The sequence below is a fragment of the Dysgonomonas sp. PF1-14 genome (assembly GCF_029892965.1).
Taxonomy (GTDB): domain Bacteria; phylum Bacteroidota; class Bacteroidia; order Bacteroidales; family Dysgonomonadaceae; genus Dysgonomonas.
This window is the reverse complement of the sequence record NZ_JARXWN010000001.1, coordinates 305,529-328,099: the sequence shown is the minus strand read 5'-3', so window position 1 is coordinate 328,099 and position 22,571 is coordinate 305,529. Positions and strand designations below refer to the sequence as shown.

General features: G+C 41.7%; 18 protein-coding genes. 14 read left to right on the top strand and 4 right to left on the bottom strand.

Annotated features, from left to right (window positions below; translation table 11 throughout):
* Positions 1-267: 267 nt before the first annotated feature.
* The 10 genes from M2448_RS01490 (at position 268) to M2448_RS01445 (ending at position 11,692) form a co-directional block, all read left to right on the top strand.
* A complete protein-coding gene (locus M2448_RS01490) occupies positions 268-1,662 on the top strand; it encodes a S8 family serine peptidase (protein ID WP_280644499.1) in 1,395 nt (464 codons plus the stop codon).
* Entirely contained in the window at positions 1,663-3,030 is a 1,368-nt protein-coding gene (gene xseA, locus M2448_RS01485) for an exodeoxyribonuclease VII large subunit (RefSeq protein WP_280644498.1), read from the top strand.
* A gap of 7 nt (positions 3,031-3,037) precedes the next feature.
* Positions 3,038-4,099, top strand: coding sequence for a WG repeat-containing protein (locus M2448_RS01480; protein ID WP_280644497.1), 1,062 nt, complete (start codon positions 3,038-3,040; stop codon positions 4,097-4,099).
* A 16-nt stretch (positions 4,100-4,115) separates the two neighbouring features.
* The gene (gene xseB, locus M2448_RS01475) at positions 4,116-4,313 is read left to right on the top strand and encodes an exodeoxyribonuclease VII small subunit (RefSeq protein WP_280644496.1); all 198 of its coding nucleotides are present in this window, start codon (positions 4,116-4,118) and stop codon (positions 4,311-4,313) included.
* Complete coding sequence (locus tag M2448_RS01470; protein WP_280644495.1) at positions 4,310-4,969, top strand: 2-C-methyl-D-erythritol 4-phosphate cytidylyltransferase; 660 nt, start codon at positions 4,310-4,312, stop codon at positions 4,967-4,969. Before xseB ends, M2448_RS01470 begins: the two co-directional genes overlap by 4 nt.
* Before the next feature lie 47 nt (positions 4,970-5,016).
* The gene (locus tag M2448_RS01465; protein ID WP_280644494.1) at positions 5,017-6,741 is read left to right on the top strand and encodes an ABC transporter ATP-binding protein; all 1,725 of its coding nucleotides are present in this window, start codon (positions 5,017-5,019) and stop codon (positions 6,739-6,741) included.
* Positions 6,742-6,744: 3 nt separating this feature from the next.
* Positions 6,745-8,517 carry an ABC transporter ATP-binding protein gene (locus M2448_RS01460; protein WP_280644493.1) on the top strand — a complete coding sequence of 591 codons (1,773 nt, stop codon included), beginning with the start codon at positions 6,745-6,747 and terminating at the stop codon, positions 8,515-8,517.
* Positions 8,517-9,143: a hypothetical protein gene (locus M2448_RS01455; RefSeq protein WP_280644492.1), complete on the top strand. Its 627-nt coding sequence runs from the start codon at positions 8,517-8,519 to the stop codon at positions 9,141-9,143. Before M2448_RS01460 ends, M2448_RS01455 begins: the two co-directional genes overlap by 1 nt.
* Before the next feature lie 197 nt (positions 9,144-9,340).
* Complete coding sequence (locus tag M2448_RS01450; RefSeq protein WP_280644491.1) at positions 9,341-9,613, top strand: hypothetical protein; 273 nt, start codon at positions 9,341-9,343, stop codon at positions 9,611-9,613.
* A 90-nt stretch (positions 9,614-9,703) separates the two neighbouring features.
* Positions 9,704-11,692, top strand: coding sequence for a KUP/HAK/KT family potassium transporter (locus M2448_RS01445; RefSeq protein ID WP_280644490.1), 1,989 nt, complete (start codon positions 9,704-9,706; stop codon positions 11,690-11,692).
* Here M2448_RS01445 and M2448_RS01440 read toward each other — a convergent pair.
* Both M2448_RS01440 and M2448_RS01435 read right to left on the bottom strand, forming a co-directional pair.
* Positions 11,669-12,736, bottom strand: coding sequence for a M20 family metallo-hydrolase (locus M2448_RS01440; RefSeq protein WP_280644489.1), 1,068 nt, complete (start codon positions 12,734-12,736; stop codon positions 11,669-11,671). The two genes, M2448_RS01445 and M2448_RS01440, sit on opposite strands and share 24 nt — an antisense overlap.
* Before the next feature lie 102 nt (positions 12,737-12,838).
* Positions 12,839-13,453 (bottom strand): hypothetical protein, encoded by a 615-nt coding sequence (locus M2448_RS01435; protein ID WP_280644488.1) that lies wholly within the window; start codon positions 13,451-13,453, stop codon positions 12,839-12,841.
* Between the two features lie 436 nt (positions 13,454-13,889).
* Here M2448_RS01435 and M2448_RS01430 point away from each other — a divergent pair, with 436 nt between their 5' ends.
* The 4 genes from M2448_RS01430 (at position 13,890) to M2448_RS01415 (ending at position 17,354) form a co-directional block, all read left to right on the top strand.
* On the top strand, positions 13,890-14,396 hold the full coding sequence (locus tag M2448_RS01430; RefSeq protein WP_280644487.1) for a ferritin: 507 nt from the start codon (positions 13,890-13,892) through the stop codon (positions 14,394-14,396).
* Between the two features lie 86 nt (positions 14,397-14,482).
* A complete protein-coding gene (locus M2448_RS01425) occupies positions 14,483-15,175 on the top strand; it encodes an ATP-binding cassette domain-containing protein (protein WP_280644486.1) in 693 nt (230 codons plus the stop codon).
* Positions 15,159-16,268 carry a 4-phosphoerythronate dehydrogenase PdxB gene (gene pdxB, locus M2448_RS01420; protein ID WP_280644485.1) on the top strand — a complete coding sequence of 370 codons (1,110 nt, stop codon included), beginning with the start codon at positions 15,159-15,161 and terminating at the stop codon, positions 16,266-16,268. Before M2448_RS01425 ends, pdxB begins: the two co-directional genes overlap by 17 nt.
* 18 nt (positions 16,269-16,286) lie before the next feature.
* Positions 16,287-17,354: a hypothetical protein gene (locus M2448_RS01415; protein ID WP_280644484.1), complete on the top strand. Its 1,068-nt coding sequence runs from the start codon at positions 16,287-16,289 to the stop codon at positions 17,352-17,354.
* A 306-nt stretch (positions 17,355-17,660) separates the two neighbouring features.
* Here M2448_RS01415 and M2448_RS01410 read toward each other — a convergent pair whose 3' ends face one another.
* Together M2448_RS01410 and M2448_RS01405 are read right to left on the bottom strand one after the other, a co-directional pair.
* The gene (locus tag M2448_RS01410; protein ID WP_280644483.1) at positions 17,661-19,280 is read right to left on the bottom strand and encodes a RagB/SusD family nutrient uptake outer membrane protein; all 1,620 of its coding nucleotides are present in this window, start codon (positions 19,278-19,280) and stop codon (positions 17,661-17,663) included.
* A gap of 24 nt (positions 19,281-19,304) precedes the next feature.
* Positions 19,305-22,394: a TonB-dependent receptor gene (locus M2448_RS01405; protein ID WP_280644482.1), complete on the bottom strand. Its 3,090-nt coding sequence runs from the start codon at positions 22,392-22,394 to the stop codon at positions 19,305-19,307.
* Positions 22,395-22,571: the final 177 nt, after the last annotated feature.

Here is a 22,571-nt window from a genome sequence, read left to right as displayed (position 1 = left end):
TCTCAGTTGTGGGAAGCCTCGTTTTTAACTAAAACCTCACAAACCCGACAGAAATTCCAATCCTTAAACTCTTAAACTTTAAATTCTTTAAATATATAATTTTTCAAAGATCGCTTGTATTGTTAACTGTTGACTGATCACTGCTAACTGACATATAGATAAACTTTCCTGTTTTTCTTCATTGCACCTGTTTACCCTAAATTTTGTTATATGGGCAAACAATTAAAACTATTATCTTTACATTTGCGTAAAACATAGACAAAAGATATGAGAAAGATTACACTGCTGTTTAGCTTACTGATAACCGTTTCTGCCTTGTATTCGCAGGACTATAATTATAAATTCCGCTTGCTGCTGAAAGATAAGGGTAAGACTCCTTACTCTATAGATAAGCCTGAGGAATTCCTTTCTGCAAAAGCCATTGAAAGACGTGCTAAGCAAGGGATAGTCATTGATGCAACAGATTTACCCATTTCGGAAAAGTACATTAAAGAGATAGAGAAAGTAGGCGGCGTAGTCGTAGCCAAAAGTAAATGGCTGGAATCAGTAAGCGTACATTGTTCCGACAGTGGAATGGTCGAAAAATATAAAGCTCTCCCATTTGTATCCGATGCCGTTTTTGTATGGAAAGGAAAACCAAAGACCGAAGTAAAAAAAGACAGCATCCGGCAATATCCGTCAGTAGAAACCATCTCTTTTGGCAATCATTACGGAAAAGGAGCTGTTAACATTAAACTGAATAACGGACAAGTACTGCACGAAGCCGGATATAAAGGACAGGGCATGGAAATTGCCGTTATAGATGCCGGATTCAGTCATTTGCCGCAAATAGAGATGCTCGACAACCTTGATATTAAAGGAGTAAAAGGCTTTGTGTATGAGCACGAAGACCTCTATGATAATGCCAATCAGCATGGACTGAATGTATTGTCCTGCATAGGGACAAACAAGCCTATGCAGTTTGTAGGTACAGCTCCCGAAGCAAGTTTCTGGCTGTTTAGCACTGAAGATTCCCGCAGTGAATTTCCTATCGAAGAAGATTATTGGGCGACAGCCATAGAATATGCCGACAGTGTGGGTGTAGATGTTGTAAATACATCACTGGGATATAACAATTTTGATAGTCCTGCCAAGAGTTATAAATTTAAAGAAGTAGATGGCAGAACAGCATACATAACCCGCGCTGCAAACAAGGCTGTAGACAAAGGTATGCTTGTGGTTATAAGTGGAGGAAACTCCGGCGATTCGGAATGGAAAAAGATCACGCCACCTTCGGATGCTATAGACGTGCTGACAGTAGGAGCCGTAAAGCCCGATTCTATCATAGCATCATTCAGTTCGCGCGGTATGACAGCCGACCTGAGGGTGAAACCCGATGTAATGGCACTCGGCTTGTTTTCTACAGTAGTGGATGACAGAGGCAAGGTATCGAAAAAGGCGGGGACTTCATTCTCATCACCTATCATGTGCGGTATGGTTGCATGCCTGTGGCAGGCGTTTCCCACACTGACCAATAAAGAGATCGTAAATGTAGTACGACGCTCCTCTGACAATTATGAAACATTCGATGAGGACTATGGCTATGGTCTGCCCGATATGAAAAAAGCAATGGAACTTGCCCGAATAATTGCGGACAGAAAAGAAGCTAAGAAGACAAAATAAATGAACCATCAGGCAATCTCCCTCTACGAGCTGAATAACCTTATAAAGAACGTTTTGACGGAAACACTCCCCGAAACGTTTTGGATTCGTGTGGAGATGAGTGATGTACGCGTCAATCAGAACGGACATTGCTACCTTGAGTTCATCGAGAAAGACGGTAAAGGTAAAATCCTTGTAGCCAAAGCGCGTGGCATGATATGGGCAAATACCTTTTATATGCTCAAAGCCTATTTTGAGAATGCTACGAAGCAGCCTTTTGCCTCAGGATTGAAAGTATTAGTACAGGTGAGTGTCGAATTTCACGAACTGTATGGTTTCAGCCTTACTGTACACGATATAGATCCCAGCTATACACTGGGCGATCAGGCACTCAACAGAGCTGCTATACTCCGCCAGCTCGAAGAAGATGGTGTGCTTTCACTCAACAAGGAGCTCGAACTGTCTGTGCCACTCAATCGTATTGCTGTTATTTCATCGCCAACAGCTGCCGGTTACGAAGATTTTCTCGATCAGTTGCACAACAATGTTTTTGGTTTTGTCTTTTACACAAAACTGTTCCCTGCCATTATGCAGGGCGACCGATCCGAAGATTCCATTATTTCGGCTCTGGAACGCATATACGAATATCAGGATTGTTTCGATGCGGTAGTCATTATCAGGGGAGGAGGAGCTACCTCCGATCTCAGCAGTTTTGACTCTTACTTGCTGGCAGCCAGTTGTGCACAATTCCCCTTGCCTATAATCACAGGTATAGGACACGAGCGCGACGAGACTGTGCTTGATATTGTAGCACATACCCGGGCAAAAACGCCGACAGCGGTTGCCGAATTCCTGATAGATAACATGTCGGATGCAGCAGTAGAACTGAACGAACTGGCGCATAGCATTGTGCAATCGGTGCAACATCGTTTGCAGGATGAAACGCTGAAACTAAATACATTCGAAACACAGAATAACTTTGTGCTCAAAGCATGGTATAAAGAGCAGGAGGCAGTCCTTTCTTCCGCCCGGTTGGTGCTTACACGCGGTATGCAGCGTATAGCCAGAGATAACAAGGTTCAATTTGCACAAATGGAAGAAACCATAAAAAGAAAGCTGCAACAGAACGACAAGAATGCGAAAGAGAATCTTATACAGATAGGCGATTCGCTGAAAAAGATGACACGACAACTATACAAAGATGAAGCGGGGAAACTGGATATGTTCGAGAAGCATTTGCAGTTGTCTTCTCCCGAAAATATACTCAAGAAAGGATATACCCTGACCATGAAAGATGGTAAAGTAATAAAGCAAAAGGATTCGCTGAAAAGCGGTGACAAGATTACGACCACCTTCTACAACGGGGAAATAGAATCGATAGTAAAATAGAAACCTGATGAACGAAAACGACAAACCGATATCATACTTATTCGCTTTCGACTTTAGCAACGGAGCTGTACAGATAGCCCGCCAGTCGGGTATGGGCTTTGCCGACAAACGCGGTGAAATGACCGTACCCTGTGTCTATAAGACTGCCTATCCTTTTATGGACGACTGTGCTTATGTAGCAAAGAAGAATTACAGAGGTTATATAAACAAAGCAGGACAGGAAATACTATCCATACCATATGCAGAAGGAGACTTCTTCTCCGAAGGATTAGCCGCAGTAATGGATGATAACCGTAAATGGGGCTTTATAGATAAAACCGGAAAGCTGGTTATATCCTGCGAGTATGATGATGTAAACTGGTTTATAGACGGACTATGCGGCGTATTCAAAGCTGATAATGACGGCAATTTGAAAGGTGGCTTTATAGATCGCGACGGTAAAGTTGTTGTGTCGCTTATTTATGACGATATTGTTACTTACAGTGAAGGGTTGGCATCCGTTATAAAGGATGGTAAACATGGATGTATAGATAAAGCAGGCAATGAGGTCATCCCGTTTATATACGATGATCTGGGCGATTGCAAGGAAGGGTTGCTCTGCGCGCAGAAAGAAGAAAAGTGGGGCGTATTGGATAAAACGGGAAATGTAGTAATACCGTTTGTCTATGAAGATATGTCGCTGGCATTTTCAGATGGGTTACTCGTTGTGGAAAAAGACGGAAAAGACGGCTGTATAGATCGTGACGGCAATGTCGTTATTCCGTTCGAGTATGCCTCACTGAATGACTTTTCGTGTGGACTGGCTGCTGTAAAGATAGGGAAACTGTGGGGCTTCATCAATAAGGAAAACCGGATGGTAGTTGCACCCGAATACGAAAAAGTAGGACGTTTCTCGGAAGGATTGGCTTTTGTGAAACCAAAAGGACGCAGGGCTTACTATATTGATACCAACAATGTGGTAAACATTGTACTGCGGAAAGAATATACCATTATAGAGAAGATAAAGCTGGGAGTTTTTGCTGCCATTGCATTAGTAGCAATAGGCGTTCTGATAAAAGAATTGATATAAAATAGAGAATAAACCTATGGCAAAGAAAGAACAGACATACGGTGAAGCGATGCAGGAATTGCAGGAAATCATGTATCGCATAGAGAACGAAGATCTGGATGTGGACATTCTTCTCGAAGAAGTGAAGAAAGCCGCCAATCTTATAAAGTTCTGTAAAGATAAATTGCAGAAAACAAACGTTGAAATACAGAAGATACTGGATAAGATAGAATGAAGAACAATGTCATTATAGTAGCCGGAGGCAAGGGGCTGCGTATGGGTAGTGACCTGCCGAAGCAATTTATTCCCATTGGAGGTAAGCCGGTGTTGATGCGTACAGTTGAGGCTTTTTACAACTACGACAAGGCGATAAATATTATCCTCGTTTTGCCGCTTTCGCATCAGGACTACTGGAAGACACTCTGTGCGGAATATAACTTCGATATAGCTCATACAATTGCTACAGGTGGCGAAACCCGTTTCCATTCAGTAAAGAATGGTCTGGCAATCGTGGCGGAAGGCATTGTTGCTGTGCAGGACGGTGTGCGTCCATTTGCATCGGAGGGAATGATCGGAAGATGTTTCGATGCAGTTCGGGAGTATCAGGCAGTAATTCCGGTAATAGATTCTACCGATAGTCTGCGTGAAATGCTGGACGAAGCGCATAGCCGGATTATAGACCGTTCTAAAATCCGTTTGGTGCAAACGCCACAGGTCTTTGATGTGGATGTGTTGAAAAAAGCGTATGAAACGGAATACAAAGATACCTTTACAGACGATGCTTCAGTCGTTGAGGCTATGGGTATAAATATACATCTGGTGAAAGGAGAAGTGACGAACATAAAAATAACAACTCCACTGGATTTGAAGATAGGTGAATTACTCGTGTAATTTGATAGCGGTTCCCTTTTAACAATAATAGAGTCGACAAACCACAGATGAAAAAATACTGGCAAATACTGAAACGATACAAGGTTAGCCTGTTTATCAGTCCTTTCCTTGTCCTCATTACAGTATTGTGCGAAACCATACAACCATGGTTTATGGCCAAGATAGTAGACAATGGCGTGATGAACCGCGACCTGTCTGTAATCTCCGAAGTAGGAGCTTACATGGTGGGTGTTTCCATTTTGGGGCTGATCGTGAGCGTTGTCAATGTATATGTGTCGTCACAGGCTGCTATCGGGTTCGGTACAGATCTGAGGACTACACTTTTCAGGAAGATACAGGAATTGTCCTTTACAGAAATAGACCGATTTAATTCGGCATCACTGATTACGCGACTGACAAACGATATTACACGCATACAGCAGGTTGTGCTGATGGGGATGCGGCTTTTGCTGCGGTCGCCTATGATGCTTGTACTGGCAACCTTCTTTGTGATAGAGATAAATACAAGTCTTGCCATGATACTGATAGGGGCTATTCCTGTACTCGGTATAAGTGTTTATCTGATTCTCCGCAAAGGATTCCCGCTGTTTATGAAAGTTCAGCAGAAGATAGACAAGCTGAACGGTGTAGTAAGGGAGAATCTTATCAATATACGTGTTGTCAAGTCCTTTGTCCGCGAAGATTTTGAGTCGAAGAAGTTTGAACGCAGTAGCGAAGAACTTCGCGATATGGTTATCAATGCTTCCAATGTCGTTGTGTCTATATTTCCTGTTATGCAGCTCATTATGAATGTTTCTGTTATTATTATTCTATGGGTAGGTGGCGGAAAGGTTATTGAAGGGGAATTAAAGGTCGGAGAGCTTATATCCTTTGTCAATTATCTGATGCAGATACTGATGGCATTGATGTTGCTTTCTATGGTGATAATGAATATCTCCCGTGCATCGGCATCTTCCGAGCGTATTCTCGAAGTGCTGGATACCGAGCCATCGCTAGCGAATACTCCGGAGGGGCTACAAGGCAGACATAAGATAAACAAGGGTGAAGTAACTTTCCGCAATGTATATTTCCGTTACAGCGGTGGCGAAAACGATGTCCTCAAAGATATTAACTTTCATATTCATCAGGGTGAAACTATCGCTGTAGTAGGTGCTACCGGAGCAGCCAAAAGTTCAATGTTGCAACTTATCCCCCGATTGTATGATGTTACAGGAGGAGAAATACTGATAGACGGAGTAAACGTGAAAGACTACAATCTGGACGAACTGCATTCCGGTATAGGCATGGTCTTGCAGAAGAATGAACTCTTTACGGGTACTATTATCGACAATCTGCGCTGGGGTAAGCCCGATGCAAGTATGGAGGAGATAGAAGAAGCAGCAAGAGCGGCTCAGGCACACGACTTTATTCAGTCTTTTACCGATGGTTACAATACTATGCTGGGACGTGGCGGAATCAATGTATCGGGAGGGCAGAAACAACGTCTCTGCATCGCAAGGGCATTGCTGCGTAAGCCGAAGATATTGATTCTGGATGACAGTACCAGTGCTGTAGATTCGGATACGGAACAGAAGATCAGATATAACCTGAGCAAACTCCTGCATGATACTACGGTGTTTATCATTACACAGCGTATCAATACGATGCAATCATCCGACAGGGTTATCGTATTGGAAGATGGGGAGATAGATGCAATAGGGAAGCCTTCCGAACTCATCGAAAAGTCAGAAGTATATAAAGAAATATATAACTCACAGCAAATAGCTTTTTAAGATATGGCTCACGGAGATCAATATAAGCATGATGGTAAACCTACTGAGGGAAAAAAGACATTCCTCCGACTGGTTTCATATCTGGCATGCGATAAGAAGCTGCTGTTCGTTATCGGATTTCTGATAATTGTAAGCATTGTTTCCAGTTTGTTGGGTTCATATATGATCCGCCCTATTATCAACGACTATATTATACCCGGCGATTTCACAGGATTGGTTAAAATGCTGCTGATTCTGGCAGGCATCTATCTGGCGGGAGTAGTAGCTGTGTATATACAATACAGAATGCTGAACAAGATAGGACAGCGAACAGTCACTCGTATGCGTACCGACCTATTCGACAAGATGGAGCGTTTGCCTATCAAATATTTCGATACACATCAGCATGGAGATCTGATGAGCCGTTATACGAACGATATAGATCAAGTGAGTAATGCGTTGACCGACAGCTTGTCGGACATGTTGTCGAGTGCGCTGATGCTGATCGGCATTTTCGGTCTGATGATCTATATAAGTCCAATACTGACGCTGGTTACGCTGATTACGGTGCCTTTGATGTTCCTCAGTGCTAGGTCTATTGTTAAGCGCAGTCGTAAATACTTTAAGGCTCAACAGGAAACGTTGGGAGAAACGAACGGCTATATAGAGGAAATGATAAGCGGGCAAAAAGTCATTAAAGTATTCGGACACGAGAAGAAAGTGGAAGCTGACTTTGATGTGCTTAACCAAAGCCTGAAAGATAAAGCAGAGAAAGCACAGTTTTATTCGGGTATGATGATGCCTGTGATGCAAAACCTGAATACACTGAACTATGTGATCATTACCATTGTGGGTGGTTTGCTGGCTATCTTCAGAGGATTCGATGTGGGTGGTTTAGCCGCTTTTCTGCAATATTCGCGTCAGTTTGGACGTCCGATAAACGAGCTTGCCAGTTTATACAACAGCATACAGGCAGCCATTGCCGGAGCAGAGCGTATTTTTCAGGTGATAGACGAAGCGCCTGAGCCGGAAGATACATCCGATGCCGTTACTTTCGATAATGTGAAAGGTGATCTGGTAATGCAGGATGTTTTCTTTGGTTATAAGCCCGAAAAACTGATACTAAAAGGCGTATCGCTACACGCTGCACCCGGAACCAAGATAGCTTTAGTTGGAGAAACCGGAGCCGGTAAGACCACAATACTGAATATGCTTCCCCGCTTCTTTGACATCGAGTCGGGTGAAATATCTATCGATGGTGTACCTATTCAGAAGATAAAGCGTTCCGACCTTCGTAGGTCAATGGCTATAGTGTTGCAGGATACACACTTGTTTACAGGCACAGTGTGTGAGAATATCCGTTTCGGAAGGCTCGATGCTACTGACGAGGAAGTTGTACAAGCCGCGAAACTGACTGCCGCACATTCTTTTATCAAACGCTTGCCGCAAGGTTATCAGACGCAATTGGAGAATGATGGTGCAAACCTTAGTCAGGGACAACGACAACTTCTGAATATTGCTCGTGCCGCTGTAGCCGATCCTGCTATTCTGTTACTTGATGAAGCGACAAGCAATATTGACACGCGTAGTGAACTACTTATTCAGAAAGGACTCGATAAACTGATGGAAGGGCGGACAAGCCTTATTATAGCTCATCGGTTGTCCACTGTTCACAATGCAGATAAGATACTTGTACTCGATCATGGACAAATCATAGAACAGGGAACGCATCAGGAATTGCTGGAGCAGAAAGGGAAGTATTACTCATTGTATCAGGAACAGTTTGAAGAGTTTTGATGATAGGTCTGGAAAAAATATTCATTGGTATTGCCGGGAAACACACAGATAACTCTAGTTTGACACATCAGTTATGGCGTGAAATATCAGAATTTTATGCTTCTCCTGGTCGCTTCTATCATACACTCTCACATCTTGAGAAAATAATAATGGAACTGAAAGGAGTAGAAGAATATATTTCCGATTGGGATACAATCCTGTTTTCTACCTTCTACCATGATATTGTTTACAATGTGCAGAATGATAATAATGAAGAAGACAGTGCAGAATTGGCAGCAGAGAGACTAAATCAAATATCGTACCCACAGCATAAAGTAGAGCATTGTATCTCTCAGATACTGACTACAAAAGGACATGCTATAACAGAAGACTTAGATACTAACTTGTTTATAGATGCTGATCTCGCCATATTGGGACAAGAATGGGACGCGTATTATACTTACAGTGAGCAAGTCAGAAAAGAGTATGCTATCTATTCTGATGCACAATATAAAGCCGGAAGAAAGAAGGTTCTGGAATATATGTTATCCATGAAGCAACTGTATAAAACAGAGTGCTTCATTCAAAAATATGAAGAGAAAGCCCGAAAGAATATTCAGCATGAAATTCAGATATTGGAAAAATAAGGGAAACTAACAGTCACTGTATCAGGAACAGTTTGAAGAGTTCTAGAGGTTGTGTTAAGTATATAACAACGGCTTCGAGGCTTGCCGTAGGGGCGGATGATCATTCGCCCGAATGCAAGAGAAATGTTTCTAAAAGCAGGCGGATTATCATCCGCCCCTACAAGCGACTGACATTTCACTCTTAACATAACACTAGTATGAACAGGACACAAAAGAGACTGCTTAAGATAATAAATAAGGCGTTGTCGGATAATCAGGCTGATGAATTTGTCTATGAATGGGAGTGGGAAATGCAATTCATGCCTACCCAGACAATACGTATCAATGATAAGGCGATTCATCCCGATTATGACATCTATTTCGAGTGGGGGCAGGATGATCTGAAAGAATTGGAGAGATCAGGATATATAGAACAGATGGAGGTTTCCAAAACCGGAGATCAGCTCTTCATCAGATACCGGAAGCTGTAATGAAGTCAGAGTGATAAAAATTAACAGTGTATAGTATCTTCCTATTAAATAAACTTGTACTTTTGGGGCAATTTTCAATATGGAAATCGAATGAAAGGAAGTAACAAAGTCCCGTTTAGTGCCCTCGGGGTTGTACTGGCCATCGGAATAGTATTTGGCGACATAGGTACATCTCCGTTATATGTAATGAGGGCAATCCTGAATGCCCTGCCTGAAGGACAACTGACACGCCCCGAATACGTACTTGGCGCAGTATCCTGCGTTATCTGGACATTGACAATACAGACCACGCTCAAGTATGTTATAATAACCCTTCGTGCCGATAATAAAGGCGAAGGTGGTATCTTATCTCTCTATGCTCTTATTCGTCAGAAATACCGCTGGGCATATATTCTTGCCGGTATTGGGGCCGCTACGTTGCTTGCAGACGGTATTATCACTCCGGCCATGACGGTAATGTCGGCTGTAGAAGGATTGAACACCATTGCACCGCATATCCCCGTTATTCCGGTTACGATAGCCATTGTACTTATCTTGTTCTTGGTTCAGCCATTCGGAACAGGATCACTTGGGAAATATTTCGGCCCGCTGATGATCGCATGGTTTACCATGATGGCGGCAGTAGGAGTCAGTCAGGTGATAACAGATTTCAGCGTATTTCGTGCTTTCAATCCGATGTATGCCATCAACTTCCTGATAGAAGTGCCGCAAACAATGTTTATGCTCGGTGCCATATTCCTCTGTACCACAGGAGCGGAAGCCCTCTATTCTGATCTGGGACATTGCGGGCTTAAAAACATCCGTATATCGTGGATATATGTAAAATCTGCGCTTATCATCAACTATCTGGGACAGGCCGCATGGATAATGAACAGCCACCATGTGACCCCCGATGTCAATCCGTTCTTCGCTATGATGCCCGCATGGTTCAGCCTTGTAGGTGTTATCATGGCAACAATAGCTGCTATTATAGCCAGTCAGGCACTTATAAGCGGTTCGTTTACCGTTATCAGCGAAGCTATCTCTCTGAATATATGGCCAAACGTAAAGATACAATACCCTACTGACATCAAAGGACAGCTATATATTCCGTCTATAAACTATATGATGATGGTACTCTGTATTATTATCATACTCACCATGCAGTCGTCTATGAAACTGGAAGCTGCCTATGGTCTGGCGATAACCCTGAGCATGTTGATGACCAGTGTGTTGTTGTTCCTCTACTTTATGAAGAACAACAAACCATTATGGTTCAGCATACCGCTTACCCTGTTCTTCGTGGTTATCGAGTTCAGCTTCTTCATTGCCAATATGCAGAAGTTTGCACATGGCGGATTTGTGCCTATCATTATTGCCGGAGTATTGGTATTCCTGATGTATTCATGGTACAACGGACGAAGGATCAAACGACACTATACAATCTACGATCAGGTGGATGAGAAGTATATCAACCAGATAGCAAAGATCAGTGAAGATACCACTATCCCTAAGGCAGCTACCCATCTGGTGTATATCGTAAAGGCTAATAATAAGAACTTTCTGGAGAGCAAGATCGCTTATTCACTCTTCAAAAGAACACCTAAAAGAGCAGATACTTATTGGTTTGTCCGCATCAAGAGGACGGACGAGCCGTACGAGTTCAGCTACGAAACAACGGTATATGCCCCTAAAAAAATCTTCCGTATCAATATACGTGCCGGTTTCAAACTGGGCATCCACACCGATAAGTATGTAAACCTGATAGCCAACGAATTGGAGCGTCACGGATTAGTCGATCTGACTACACGTTACCCGTCTATGCAGGATGCTATAGACAAACGTGGCGACTTCAAATTTATAATAGTAGACCGCATCTTCCGCAATGTGCATATGAATCCGTCGCGGCAGATCACACTCGGGTGTTATAATCTGGTTAAGAAACTGACGACATCAGATACGCAGATGTATGACATAGACCCTTCTCTGGCTGTGGTTGAAACCGTACCGCTGAGGCAACTCGACCATACGGAAGATCAACTGAAGGAACTGTTGTTGCAAGCCGAAGAGGCTGCATCAGATACGCAGTCCATCGAGTAGTTTTACATACAGTTCTATCGCCTCTCGTATCTCTTCGGGCCTGATGTATTCGTCTGCCGTATGTGAGCGGGCTGAATCTCCCGGCCCCATCTTAACGGTAGGGAATGGCATCAGCGACTGATCCGATAGAGTCGGAGAACCGTATGGCTCCTTCCCTATCATTATGGCTCGCTGTACAAAAGGATTCTCCAGCGCTATTCGCGACGAATTGAGACGGAAGGATCGCGGAGAGACTTCACTCAGTGTGTGTTTGTCTATGATCTCAAATAGTTCCTCATTGCTATACAGTTCATTGCTGCGCACATCTACTGCAAAGGTACATTTGTCGGGTACAACATTGTGCTGAGTTCCTGCTTCGATCACAGTTACAGTCATTTTTACAGCCCCAAGCAGATCACTCTCTTTCGGAAACCTGAATGTTCTGAACCATTCTATATCTTTCATTGCTTTGTAGATAGCATTTTCGCCCTCGTTGCGCGCGGCATGCCCCGACTTTCCATGCGAAGTGCAATCCAGTACCATCAACCCTTTCTCAGCTATGGCGGGATTCATTCCTGTAGGTTCTCCCACTATGCCGAACTCTATAGCGGGCAGATCGGGCAGTACCAATTCTACACCGCCTTTTCCGGATACTTCCTCTTCGCACGAGGCAAGGAATATCAGGTTGTAGTCCTGTTTCCGCTCCGATAGGATGAAGAATACATGCAGAAGAGAAACAAGGCTGGCTCCGGCATCATTACTGCCCAGTCCGTAGAGCTTGTCGTCTTCTTCCAGTGGGGCAAATGGATCTCTTTGCCATCCGGCGACAGGCTTTACGGTGTCAATATGTGAGTTGAGCAGGATAGTCAGCTTCGACTCATCGAACCCTTTACTCTTTATCCACAGGTTGTTTCCTTTACGATTCGGCTCATAGCCCATTTTTGCCATATAGGTGGCTATCTTGTCGGCAACATGCTGTTCTTCCCTACTGAGAGAAGGGGTTGCTATCATTTCTTTCAGTAAGTCTATTGCGCTATAGTAAAGCGAATCGATATCTGTAATCATCGTACTCATATTTTTACAACTGTATAGCAAAGGTAATATTTTCAGTTGGCAGCTTGGTAAAAAGGTAACAAAAGTAACAGTATTGCACTGTTTTTCTCATAGTCACTTCTTCTGTTCTATAGCAAACCCTTGCATGAACTCGTTGAATTTCGCGATATTCTTATCGAATGTCTCTGATGTAGCAGTGAAATCTATCCATAAATATGCAGTAGGGCTTTCGACCAACACATATTCGCAATGGTAAAGTAATTTCCTCCATAACAGATAAACCTTATAAGTCGCTCCGATGTCCTTATAGTCTTCCAATTCTTTCTTTCCCATAAATGCATGTTGGTTACTCCACTTTACTGTTTCGCCCATACTGTAACCGGCTATATATTTCCTAAAGTCTTCGAAAGATTTATATTCTTCTTTGTCAAAAGCCTTTACTACGATAGCATTCTCTATACCTTCAACAGCGGGAAGAGTTCCACCCCAAATCCTTACATTACCCACAGTCATAGCATCGCGCATATTCAGCCAGTCGGGAACTTTTACACGATAACCGGAAACAGAATCTAAATAATAGAGATTGTCAATACCGGCTTCCACCTGTTTCTGACGAAGTTCTTCGTAGGTGTCGATTGTGTCTTTTACCTCTTTCTTGTCTTCCGGTGTCTGGCAGTAGATTGCTGTAACAAAAAGCAATCCGGATATAATCAGTAGAATCTTTTTCATATCGTATTTAATTTTTTAACTAAAAGCTGACAATAGTTACAAGTTTATTAGTTTATAGTCTATTAGCTTGCTAGTTTGATTTTTCCTATTTCTAGTACACTAGAACTCTATAATCTAGTACACTATTTTTTAACTAAAACCTCACATTCCTGACAGAAATTCCAATCTTTAAACTCTTAAACTTTAAATATATAATTTTTCAAAGATAGCTTCATTGGCACATCAACATATTCACCAATCGCACATTAAAAACTCTATAGATAAATATTTTTGTTTTCGATATAGTATATATAGTTTTAGTCAATGTCGTGTTCAAAGATATAAATATCTCTTTGCTGTAAGATATAAAATTCGTAATATTGTATCTGATATGTTAAACAACAAATCAAGGTTCCTTTTTGTTAGAAATAAATACTATCATCAAAATATCATCATTATGTTAAGTAAAAAATTAGAAGCTGCGCTGAATGCGCAAATCAATGCTGAACTTTGGTCGGCATACCTTTATTTGTCGATGTCTGCTTATTTTGCAGCAGACGGAAAACCCGGATTTGCCAACTGGTTTAAAATCCAATTTCAGGAAGAACAAGATCATGCAATGAAGTTTTTCAACTATATAGTTGAAAGAGGAGGCAAGGTAGAACTGAAACCGATAGCAAAAGTTGCTTTGGCTTGGAAATCTCCACTACACGCTTTTGAAGAAACATTGAAGCATGAAATCGTTGTAACCGGTCTTATAAATGACCTTGTGGCTTTGGCACAAGAGGAAAAAGACTATGCTACTGAAAGCATGCTGAAATGGTTTGTTGACGAACAGGTGGAAGAAGAATCTACAGCACAGGGATATATCGATGCCCTGAAAATGATCAAAGACAACGGCTTCGGTATCTATACACTGGATAAAGAATTGCAGTCACGTTCTTATACGCCGCTTGCCGATTAAAATCGGAAGTAAATGATTATATAATGAATCTCCTTGAATAGTTTCAGGGAGATTTGTTATTTTTACACTCTATAAAATAACAAGGATTGATACAGATAGACCACATATCGAAAAGCTACGGAGGACTGACAGCCTTGTCGGATATTAGTTTCTCTATGCAAAAGGGAGAAGTTACAGGACTGCTCGGTGTAAATGGAGCAGGAAAGTCTACCCTGATGAAGATACTGTCGGGGATACTATTGCCCGATACAGGGCAGGTTTCTTTCTTTGGAAAAAATTTACTGAGTGGCTCTTCGGATATAAAAAGGCAGATCGGCTATCTGTCGGAAGATAACCCCTTGTATGAAGATATGTATGTGCGCGAATACCTCGCTTATGTAGCCGGAATATATAGTTCGGGGAAAGGCAGTGTTGCAAAAGTGATAGAGCAGACGGGATTGAAGGGCGAATATAAGAAGAAGATAAAAGAATTGTCGAAGGGTAATCGCCAGCGTGTGGGTATTGCTCAGGCTTTGATCAACGATCCCGATTTCCTGATACTCGATGAGGCTACGTCCGGTCTCGATCCTAATCAACGCGATAGTCTCAACAAACTTTTTGTAGACCTGTCTGAAGATAAGATTATCCTATTCTCCACACATATCCTGCAAGAGGTAAAAGATATTTGTTCCCGATTTGTACTGTTGGATAAAGGCAAACTTGTAGCCGATTACCAAATTAACCAGATAGATTCGGTGGAAGATGCCTTCCACAAACTGACCAATGAAAATAATAGCTGATAAAAATATTCCTTATCTGAAAGGGATCGCCGAATATTTCGGTGAGGTTACCTATTTGGATGGATCTGCATTCTCGCATGAAACAATCAAGAACGCCGATACGCTTATTGTACGTACTGTTACCCGTTTCGATGAGGCGATACTGAAAGACACGCAGGTGAAACTTATCTGTTCGGCCACCATCGGTTACGATCATATAGATACGGCATATTGCGATGCACATGGCATTGTGTGGCATAATGCACCCGGATGTAACTCAGGCTCGGTAATGCAATACATTGTTTCGTCGCTGATCGTTATGGCACGAAAGAAAGGCTTTGATCTGAAAGATAAAACCATCGGTATTGTCGGTGTCGGGAATGTAGGTAAAAAAGTTGCCCGAGCCTGTGAAATTCTGGGCATGAAAGTCCTGCTGAACGATCCGCCACGAGAAAGAGCAGAAGGTAGCGGGCAATTTGTAAGTCTGGAAACGATTATGTGCGAATCGGACATTATTACTTTTCATACCCCATTGATAAAAGAGAGGACAGACAAAACATATCATTTGGCGGATAAAGCATTTTTCACCTCACTGGAGAAAAAGCCTATTATCATAAACTCGGCACGAGGTGGTATTGTTGATACCGAAGCTATAAAGGATGCGTTGAAGGAAGACGTGATCTCCGGAGCTGTTATAGACTGTTGGGAGAATGAACCTCTTATTGATATTGAGTATCTGCATATGGTAGATATTGCTACTCCGCATATTGCAGGTTATTCGGCAGACGGGAAAGCCAATGCTACCCGTATGTCACTGGAATCCGTTGCTGAGTTTTATAATCTGGATAAAAATCCTGTTTCTGAGATAAAAGTTCCCGAACCGGAAAATCCTGTTATCGACCTGAATACGTTTCCTGATTCCGATAACAGAATATACGATGCCATTCTGGAAACATATAATCCTTTGGGTGATTTTAACCGTTTACTAGCCTCTCCTGATACTTTTAAGCAGTTGCGCAATAATTACCCTTTGCGGAGAGAATGTTTCGCATACAGGGTTATAAATGCTTTGAAAGACGAGAGGAAGTTACTCGACTCTCTCGGTTTCATGTAATAATAAACTACAAACAGGATGATAAAGATATTCTTTATACTACTTCTCGCCACCATTCCTCTTTTGTCTGTGTGTGGACAAAGTGTAGCAGATAATAATATTGAGACATTCAAATCTTTATTTAATGAAGGATATATTAATAAAGATACTGTCACAGAAAATAAGAAAGAAATAGATAAAGAACTTTTTTATATGATTGCTCCTACATATTCCCGGCACAATTACCCGAAAGGAGAATCTTTTTTTGCACTCGGGGCTATAAAAGGGCTGAATGGGTTGGATCTGTATTTTGTAGAACGTATTGCGCCGGAAATATATAACCATCGGGAAAATAAATATGAAGATTTTCGGTCAACAATATTATCTATCGTTTTTCTTAAGGGGAAACCTATAGGAGGAAATAATCCGGGACCCGCAGAAATGCCCGATGAAGATATGATTGATAGTGATTATGGAATCCATTATTGGCAATACGATTACATTAAAAATGGAATAGGTAGAAAATTATCTTTCACTATCAATCCTGATACTACATTTACCTTGATGGGAGAGGTGAAAGAAATTAAAACATTAGGTAACAGAGGAAAGAGCTACAAGATGCCTCTCAATTCAAAGAGAGAAGTTCGCTGTTATATAAGTCCAGGTGGGTGGTTAAGGATTTCCGAATATAAACATTTCGAAATATCATCTCCATTATTTGATATTGATTTCATTAATAAAGAAAAAGAAACAAATCCGGAATTCGGGAATTATCCGACAAAGGACAACCCATATGCTCCTTTTGAGTTTCCACTATTCAGAATGGATATATCTCCTGTTCGTTTTTCCGGAATGGGAATGACACTGTATTATAAGGAAAGTGACAGCCATATATATCCTGTGTTAGAAGTCTATGATGAAACAAGAAGGACTCCTGCAAATCCAGAGGGGAGAAAATTTCTATATCGATATATAATTGGAAAAACAAAAGGGGCAGAAACAGAGGGTGTTAAACATTTCGAAAAATGCTCACCTCTGATAAAAACATCTGACGGATATATTGAATTATTGCCTGATGGCATGCTCGTGCCATATAAGAAGAATTAAATTGTTGGTGTAACAGATTTATATTAAGGCGTTTTAGAAGAGGTGAATGCCGAATTCACTTTGGTTGCTATTGTCCATCAAATATAAGAATCCAAAAGACAATATAACAAAAAAGAAGGTATCTCATTTTGAGATACCTTCCGGTTTTACAGATGCATCACTGCATTAATATATAGTGCTTGTACTGCCCTGCGGATGTTATTATTCGGGGATTCGTACAGGGCTAAAGTTTCCCCTTTAGGCTTTAAAAAAGCTCAGGATTGAAGCCTGAGCTTTTTCTTTATTATAGGATTAAGTGTTTGTCGATTAGTTACTCCATCCTGCATTTTGCTGAGCTGCCAGCGTAGGATTGCGTATCAAATCGTTTTCAGGGATAGGCCATAAGAAACGTTTGTCGGTATATGGTATAAACGCCCTGCTAACAGTAAACCAAGATGATTTGATTTCTCCGCCTACAACAAAGTTGTCTTTTCCTTTAGCACTGGAATAGTTGATCTTAGCAGGGATACCACCTGATGGCATAATATCATCGTTTGCCAATCGGTGTATATCTTCCCAACGACGGCCTTCGCCATGGAATTCGATACGTCTTTCCCACAAAATAGCAGTCAGGAATGCCTTCTTATCGGCAAAATCAGAAAGCTTATACGCCTGAGTAGCAGGGTTGGCAAGCGAGCGGTTACGCACAGCGTTTAACAACTCGAGTGCAGCTGCATCATTCCCTCCCTGGCGTAGCAGAGCTTCCGAATAGTTGAGGAGAACTTCGGCGTAACGGATAATCGGAGCATATTCTTCTCTTGTCTTCGGATTCTGATATTTGTCGGAAAAGTAATAGGCATATGTATCACTAAAGTGTAGTAACGATGTTCTACGTTTGTCATCTTCCAACCAGTAAGAAGTGTTATACAATGTAGGAGATGATGTGACAATGGCACGTCCTCCGTCGCGGGCCGACATCATAGCCGACATAGCACCGTTTACGTCTGCATTGTCAGAAGAACTGTTTTCGACAGAGAAGATAGACTCTACATTATTGCTATATGATACGAATGGTGTTTCCGGTGAGGCTTCGAGGGCATACCCTCCTATCGGACTAGTGAACGGAGCAGCAGTAGCTGTTGCTAGTTTTTTAGCCTCATTAATTACATTTTCCCAATCGCGTTTATGCAGGTACACGCGTGTCTTTAATGCTATTACAGCACCTTTGCTGGCACGCGAAATTCCATTAACACTATTTCTGTCGCCCGAAGAGAAACAACTTTCTGCATCATCAAGATCCTTTATTATCTGTGCATAGGTGTCAGAAACCGACGAACGCCCGATTTTTAGAGCTTCAGCTATCTCCTCTTGTGTATTGATAGGTGTCAGATAAAGCGGTAAACCATAATTGTTGTTCAGGTCTACGTTCACCGGATATGCAAAATGAAGCATTAGTGTATGGTATGTAAGAGCGCGCAGGAATAGGAGTTCTCCGCGATAAGCATTACCCTGCTCTTCGGTCAGCACCCCGTTTTTCAGTGCGCCGGTCACCCCTGTCAATACTGTATTGATGCGATTAATGGCAGCAAATGAGGTCTCCCAATAATACATATTATTAGCTGTTGACGGTGTATAGGTAGATGAATAAGTTATATCGTAGAAAACAGCTGTAAGGTTCATATCTTCTCCACGCATTTCACCTTGCACGATACTAGCGGCACCAAATGGGTATCCACGCTGGTATTGACCATTATACAATCCGCATTGTATAGCATCGTAAGCACCTATCATTGCCAGTTCACAACGTTCGGGTGTACCATAAGCAGTTGATCCCGAAAGGCTGTTGACCGGATCGAGATCGATCACATCCTTTTCACATGAAGTAAAAATCAAAGCCGTTACCAACAACAGGCTTATTTTCATTATATATATTTTGTTTCGTAACATAATTAATATCTTATTGGTCTGTAATTAGAAAGTAATATTTGCTCCAAAGCTAAGAACTCGTTGTTGAGGCATACCATCCCAGTCTGCACCCTGACGGGTAGAAGTTTCGGGATCGAGTCCGGAGTATCCGGTAATAGTAAACAGGTTTTGAGCTTGTACATAGAAGCGTATCTTAGTCATATCCAGTTTAGAGACAAGAGACTGAGGTAATGTATAACCCAACGATAAATTCGATAATTTCAGATAGCTGCCGTTCTCAACGAAGCGTGAATCTGCCGAACCCTGATTGAATAGTACCGATCCGTCACCATATCCTAGTTTAGGAATGATACCATCACCCGGATTTTCGGCGCTTTGCCATCTTCCCAGTATGATTTTTCCGTTGTTTGCAAAATCAGTGTTCAGTAAAGATTCCTGAGCAGAAGCATTCATAATCTTATTGCCACCCGAGAAACGGAAGAATACATTCAGATCGAAATTTTTGTAAGTAAATGTATTGTTAAACCCTCCATACCATTTAGGTAATGATGAGCCCAATATTTTGCGGTCTTCGGTGGTAGACAATGATGATGGTTGAGACACATCGGACGGATTAGCCGGATCATAGACAGCATAGTCGTAATTGCCGAATGTATCGAACTGCACCAGTGAACCGTCACCTTTTACCCATATAGGATTACCATTGCTTTTGTTTACACCGTAGAACTGGTATCCATAAATAGAAGCATACGATTTGCCTTCTTGTATGATTGTATAATCACCAATAATAGGGGCATGATCAACTAGCTCTAACACTTTATTGGATAAAATAGTGAAGTTCAGATCGGCTTGCCATGTAAATGCACCTACTACCGGTGTTCCCCCGAGTGTAAATTCCAAGCCTGAATTCTTTAGTTTACCACGATTGTCATAGTAACTGTTGTTAGGAATTCCTAATGCAGGTGCTGTCGGAACCTCAAGCACTAAGTCTTTTGTTTTCTTGTTGAAATATGCAATCTCAAAAGATAAGCGGTTATTCAACAAGCTTCCATCCAATCCTATGTCATATGTTGTAGTCGATTCCCACTTCAAATTGTCATTTCCCATATTAGTCCATGCTACACCACTCTGGCCTCCATAGTATTTAGCAGAGTATATTCCCATATAAGGAAAGTTGCTGCTCAGATTTGAGTTGCCGATGGTAGCAAAGCTTGCCCGTAAGCGTAGATCATCAAATATATTATTCATTGAAGAAGATGTCCAGAAATTTTCTCTTGACATACGCCAAGCCAGTGATCCTCCAAAGAATGTACCCCAACGTGTATCTTTCGGCAGTTTGGAAAGTCCGTCTCTACGAACCGATCCGCCTAAATAATATTTACTGTCATAGTTGTAATTTGCACGAAACATATAGGATGCTAGTCCGTTGTATGTTTTGTCTCCTCCAATATTCGGTATACCAAAGGTTTCAGATATAATGTGATCTGTAAAAAAATTCTCTGACAGTTGAGAGACACTTGCATCTACCCATTCATAATCGGAATGTGTATATTCCTGTACTGCGGTGAGGTTCAGGTTGTGCAATTTGTCAAATGTACGGTTAAATGTCAGAATGTTTTGCCAGTTCCAATTATAGAAAGTGGTTCTTAAATCTTCTAATACACCACCCGATCCGTATCCGTCACCAGACTCGGCATCCCATTTCATAAAGTCGGAAAGAGAAGTATAGTCAATACCTGCCTGTGTACGGAAAGTAAGTCCCTCCATAAAGGTTACTTCGGCAAATCCGCCACCGGTTACATGCAAACTTTGTGAACGGTTCACATTATTATCCATTGCCCATACGATATTCTGTATTCCGTTGTCTATATACGTTTCGTTTACTCCACGTCCTAAGGCTTTTCTGTTTGCGGCATCTATATTGTAGCCTGTCACATCATCCGGATTATATACAGGTACATTCGGCAACATACGTGTAGCAGCAAAACCTACACTTCCAAGTGAATTTTCTTCATTCATTACTCCTTCTAATTTTGATTTGGAAGCAGATATATTGACTCCTATTTTGAGCCATTTGTTCGCTGTCTGAGTCAGTTTTGCTGTAGCAGAATAGCGTTCCTGCTCGTTATTCCTGATAATACCGTTCTGGTCGGTATATCCCAGCGAAACGAAATACTGGCTCTTGTCAGTTCCGCCACTGGCAGAAAGGTTATGAGTCTGTTGGAAGCCTGTGCGATACACATAGTCATTCCAGTCAGTATCTACATTACCCAATACAGCAGGACCGGTTTCTCCCCAGTTTTCATATTTTTCATTTGCTATTTCAACAAATTCTTTGGCATTAAGTAGTTTATGCAATTTGGTAGCTTTTGCCCAACTTGTCTGCACATCGTATGTTACTTTTGTTTTTGATTTGCCACCCGACTTAGTTGTGATCAATATCACTCCGTTAGCAGCTCTGGATCCGTAAATGGCCGTTGCAGCCCCGTCTTTCAACACCTCATACGATTCTATATCGTTCGGGTTAATTTCAGCTAACGGATTATATCGTCCATACAATTGCTGTACCTCTCCTGATGTTACCGGTACTCCGTCAACAATGACTAATGGCTGAGTACCTGATGATATGGTACTGAATCCGCGGATATTAAATTTTGGAGCTTGTCCTAGCATAGCACTAGGAGTAGCAACCTGCACTCCCGCAGCGCGTCCGGCTAGTTGGGATTCGAAAGAAGGGGTCGCCAGATTGCTGATGTCATCCCCACTCACCCTTGATATTGCACTGGTTACATCTTTCTTTTTTTGTGTGCCATAACCGACAACCACAATCTCATCCATCATTTTTGCATCCTGTTCCATGATAACTTTCATGTCTGGTTTTGCAGTTTCTTCTTTGGTTTTCATTCCCATCAGGGTAAACACTAAGGTAGACCTACCCTGAGGTAAGCTGATTGAAAATAAACCGTTCGCATCTGTTACTGTACCTGTAGTGGTACCTTTGACTACAACGGATGCTCCTACAGCAGGCTCTCCCAGATCATCGACAACTATACCGGTGATCTTTGTTGTTTGCGCTGTAATATATCCTAAACTTAATAAAAGGAAGGATAGAATCAATAACAACTTTCTTTTCATACTTTAACACACTACTTTTTAATTAATACATCTTGATTTTAAGAAATGTTAGCCAATTACAATTTTGTGGAATAACATACACTATTGGGCTAATGTGTTATTTAAAATGTAATTATTAAGTCTAATTGTCTCTAAAAGTCAAATATCGTTACAAATATATAATTAAAATAATAAATG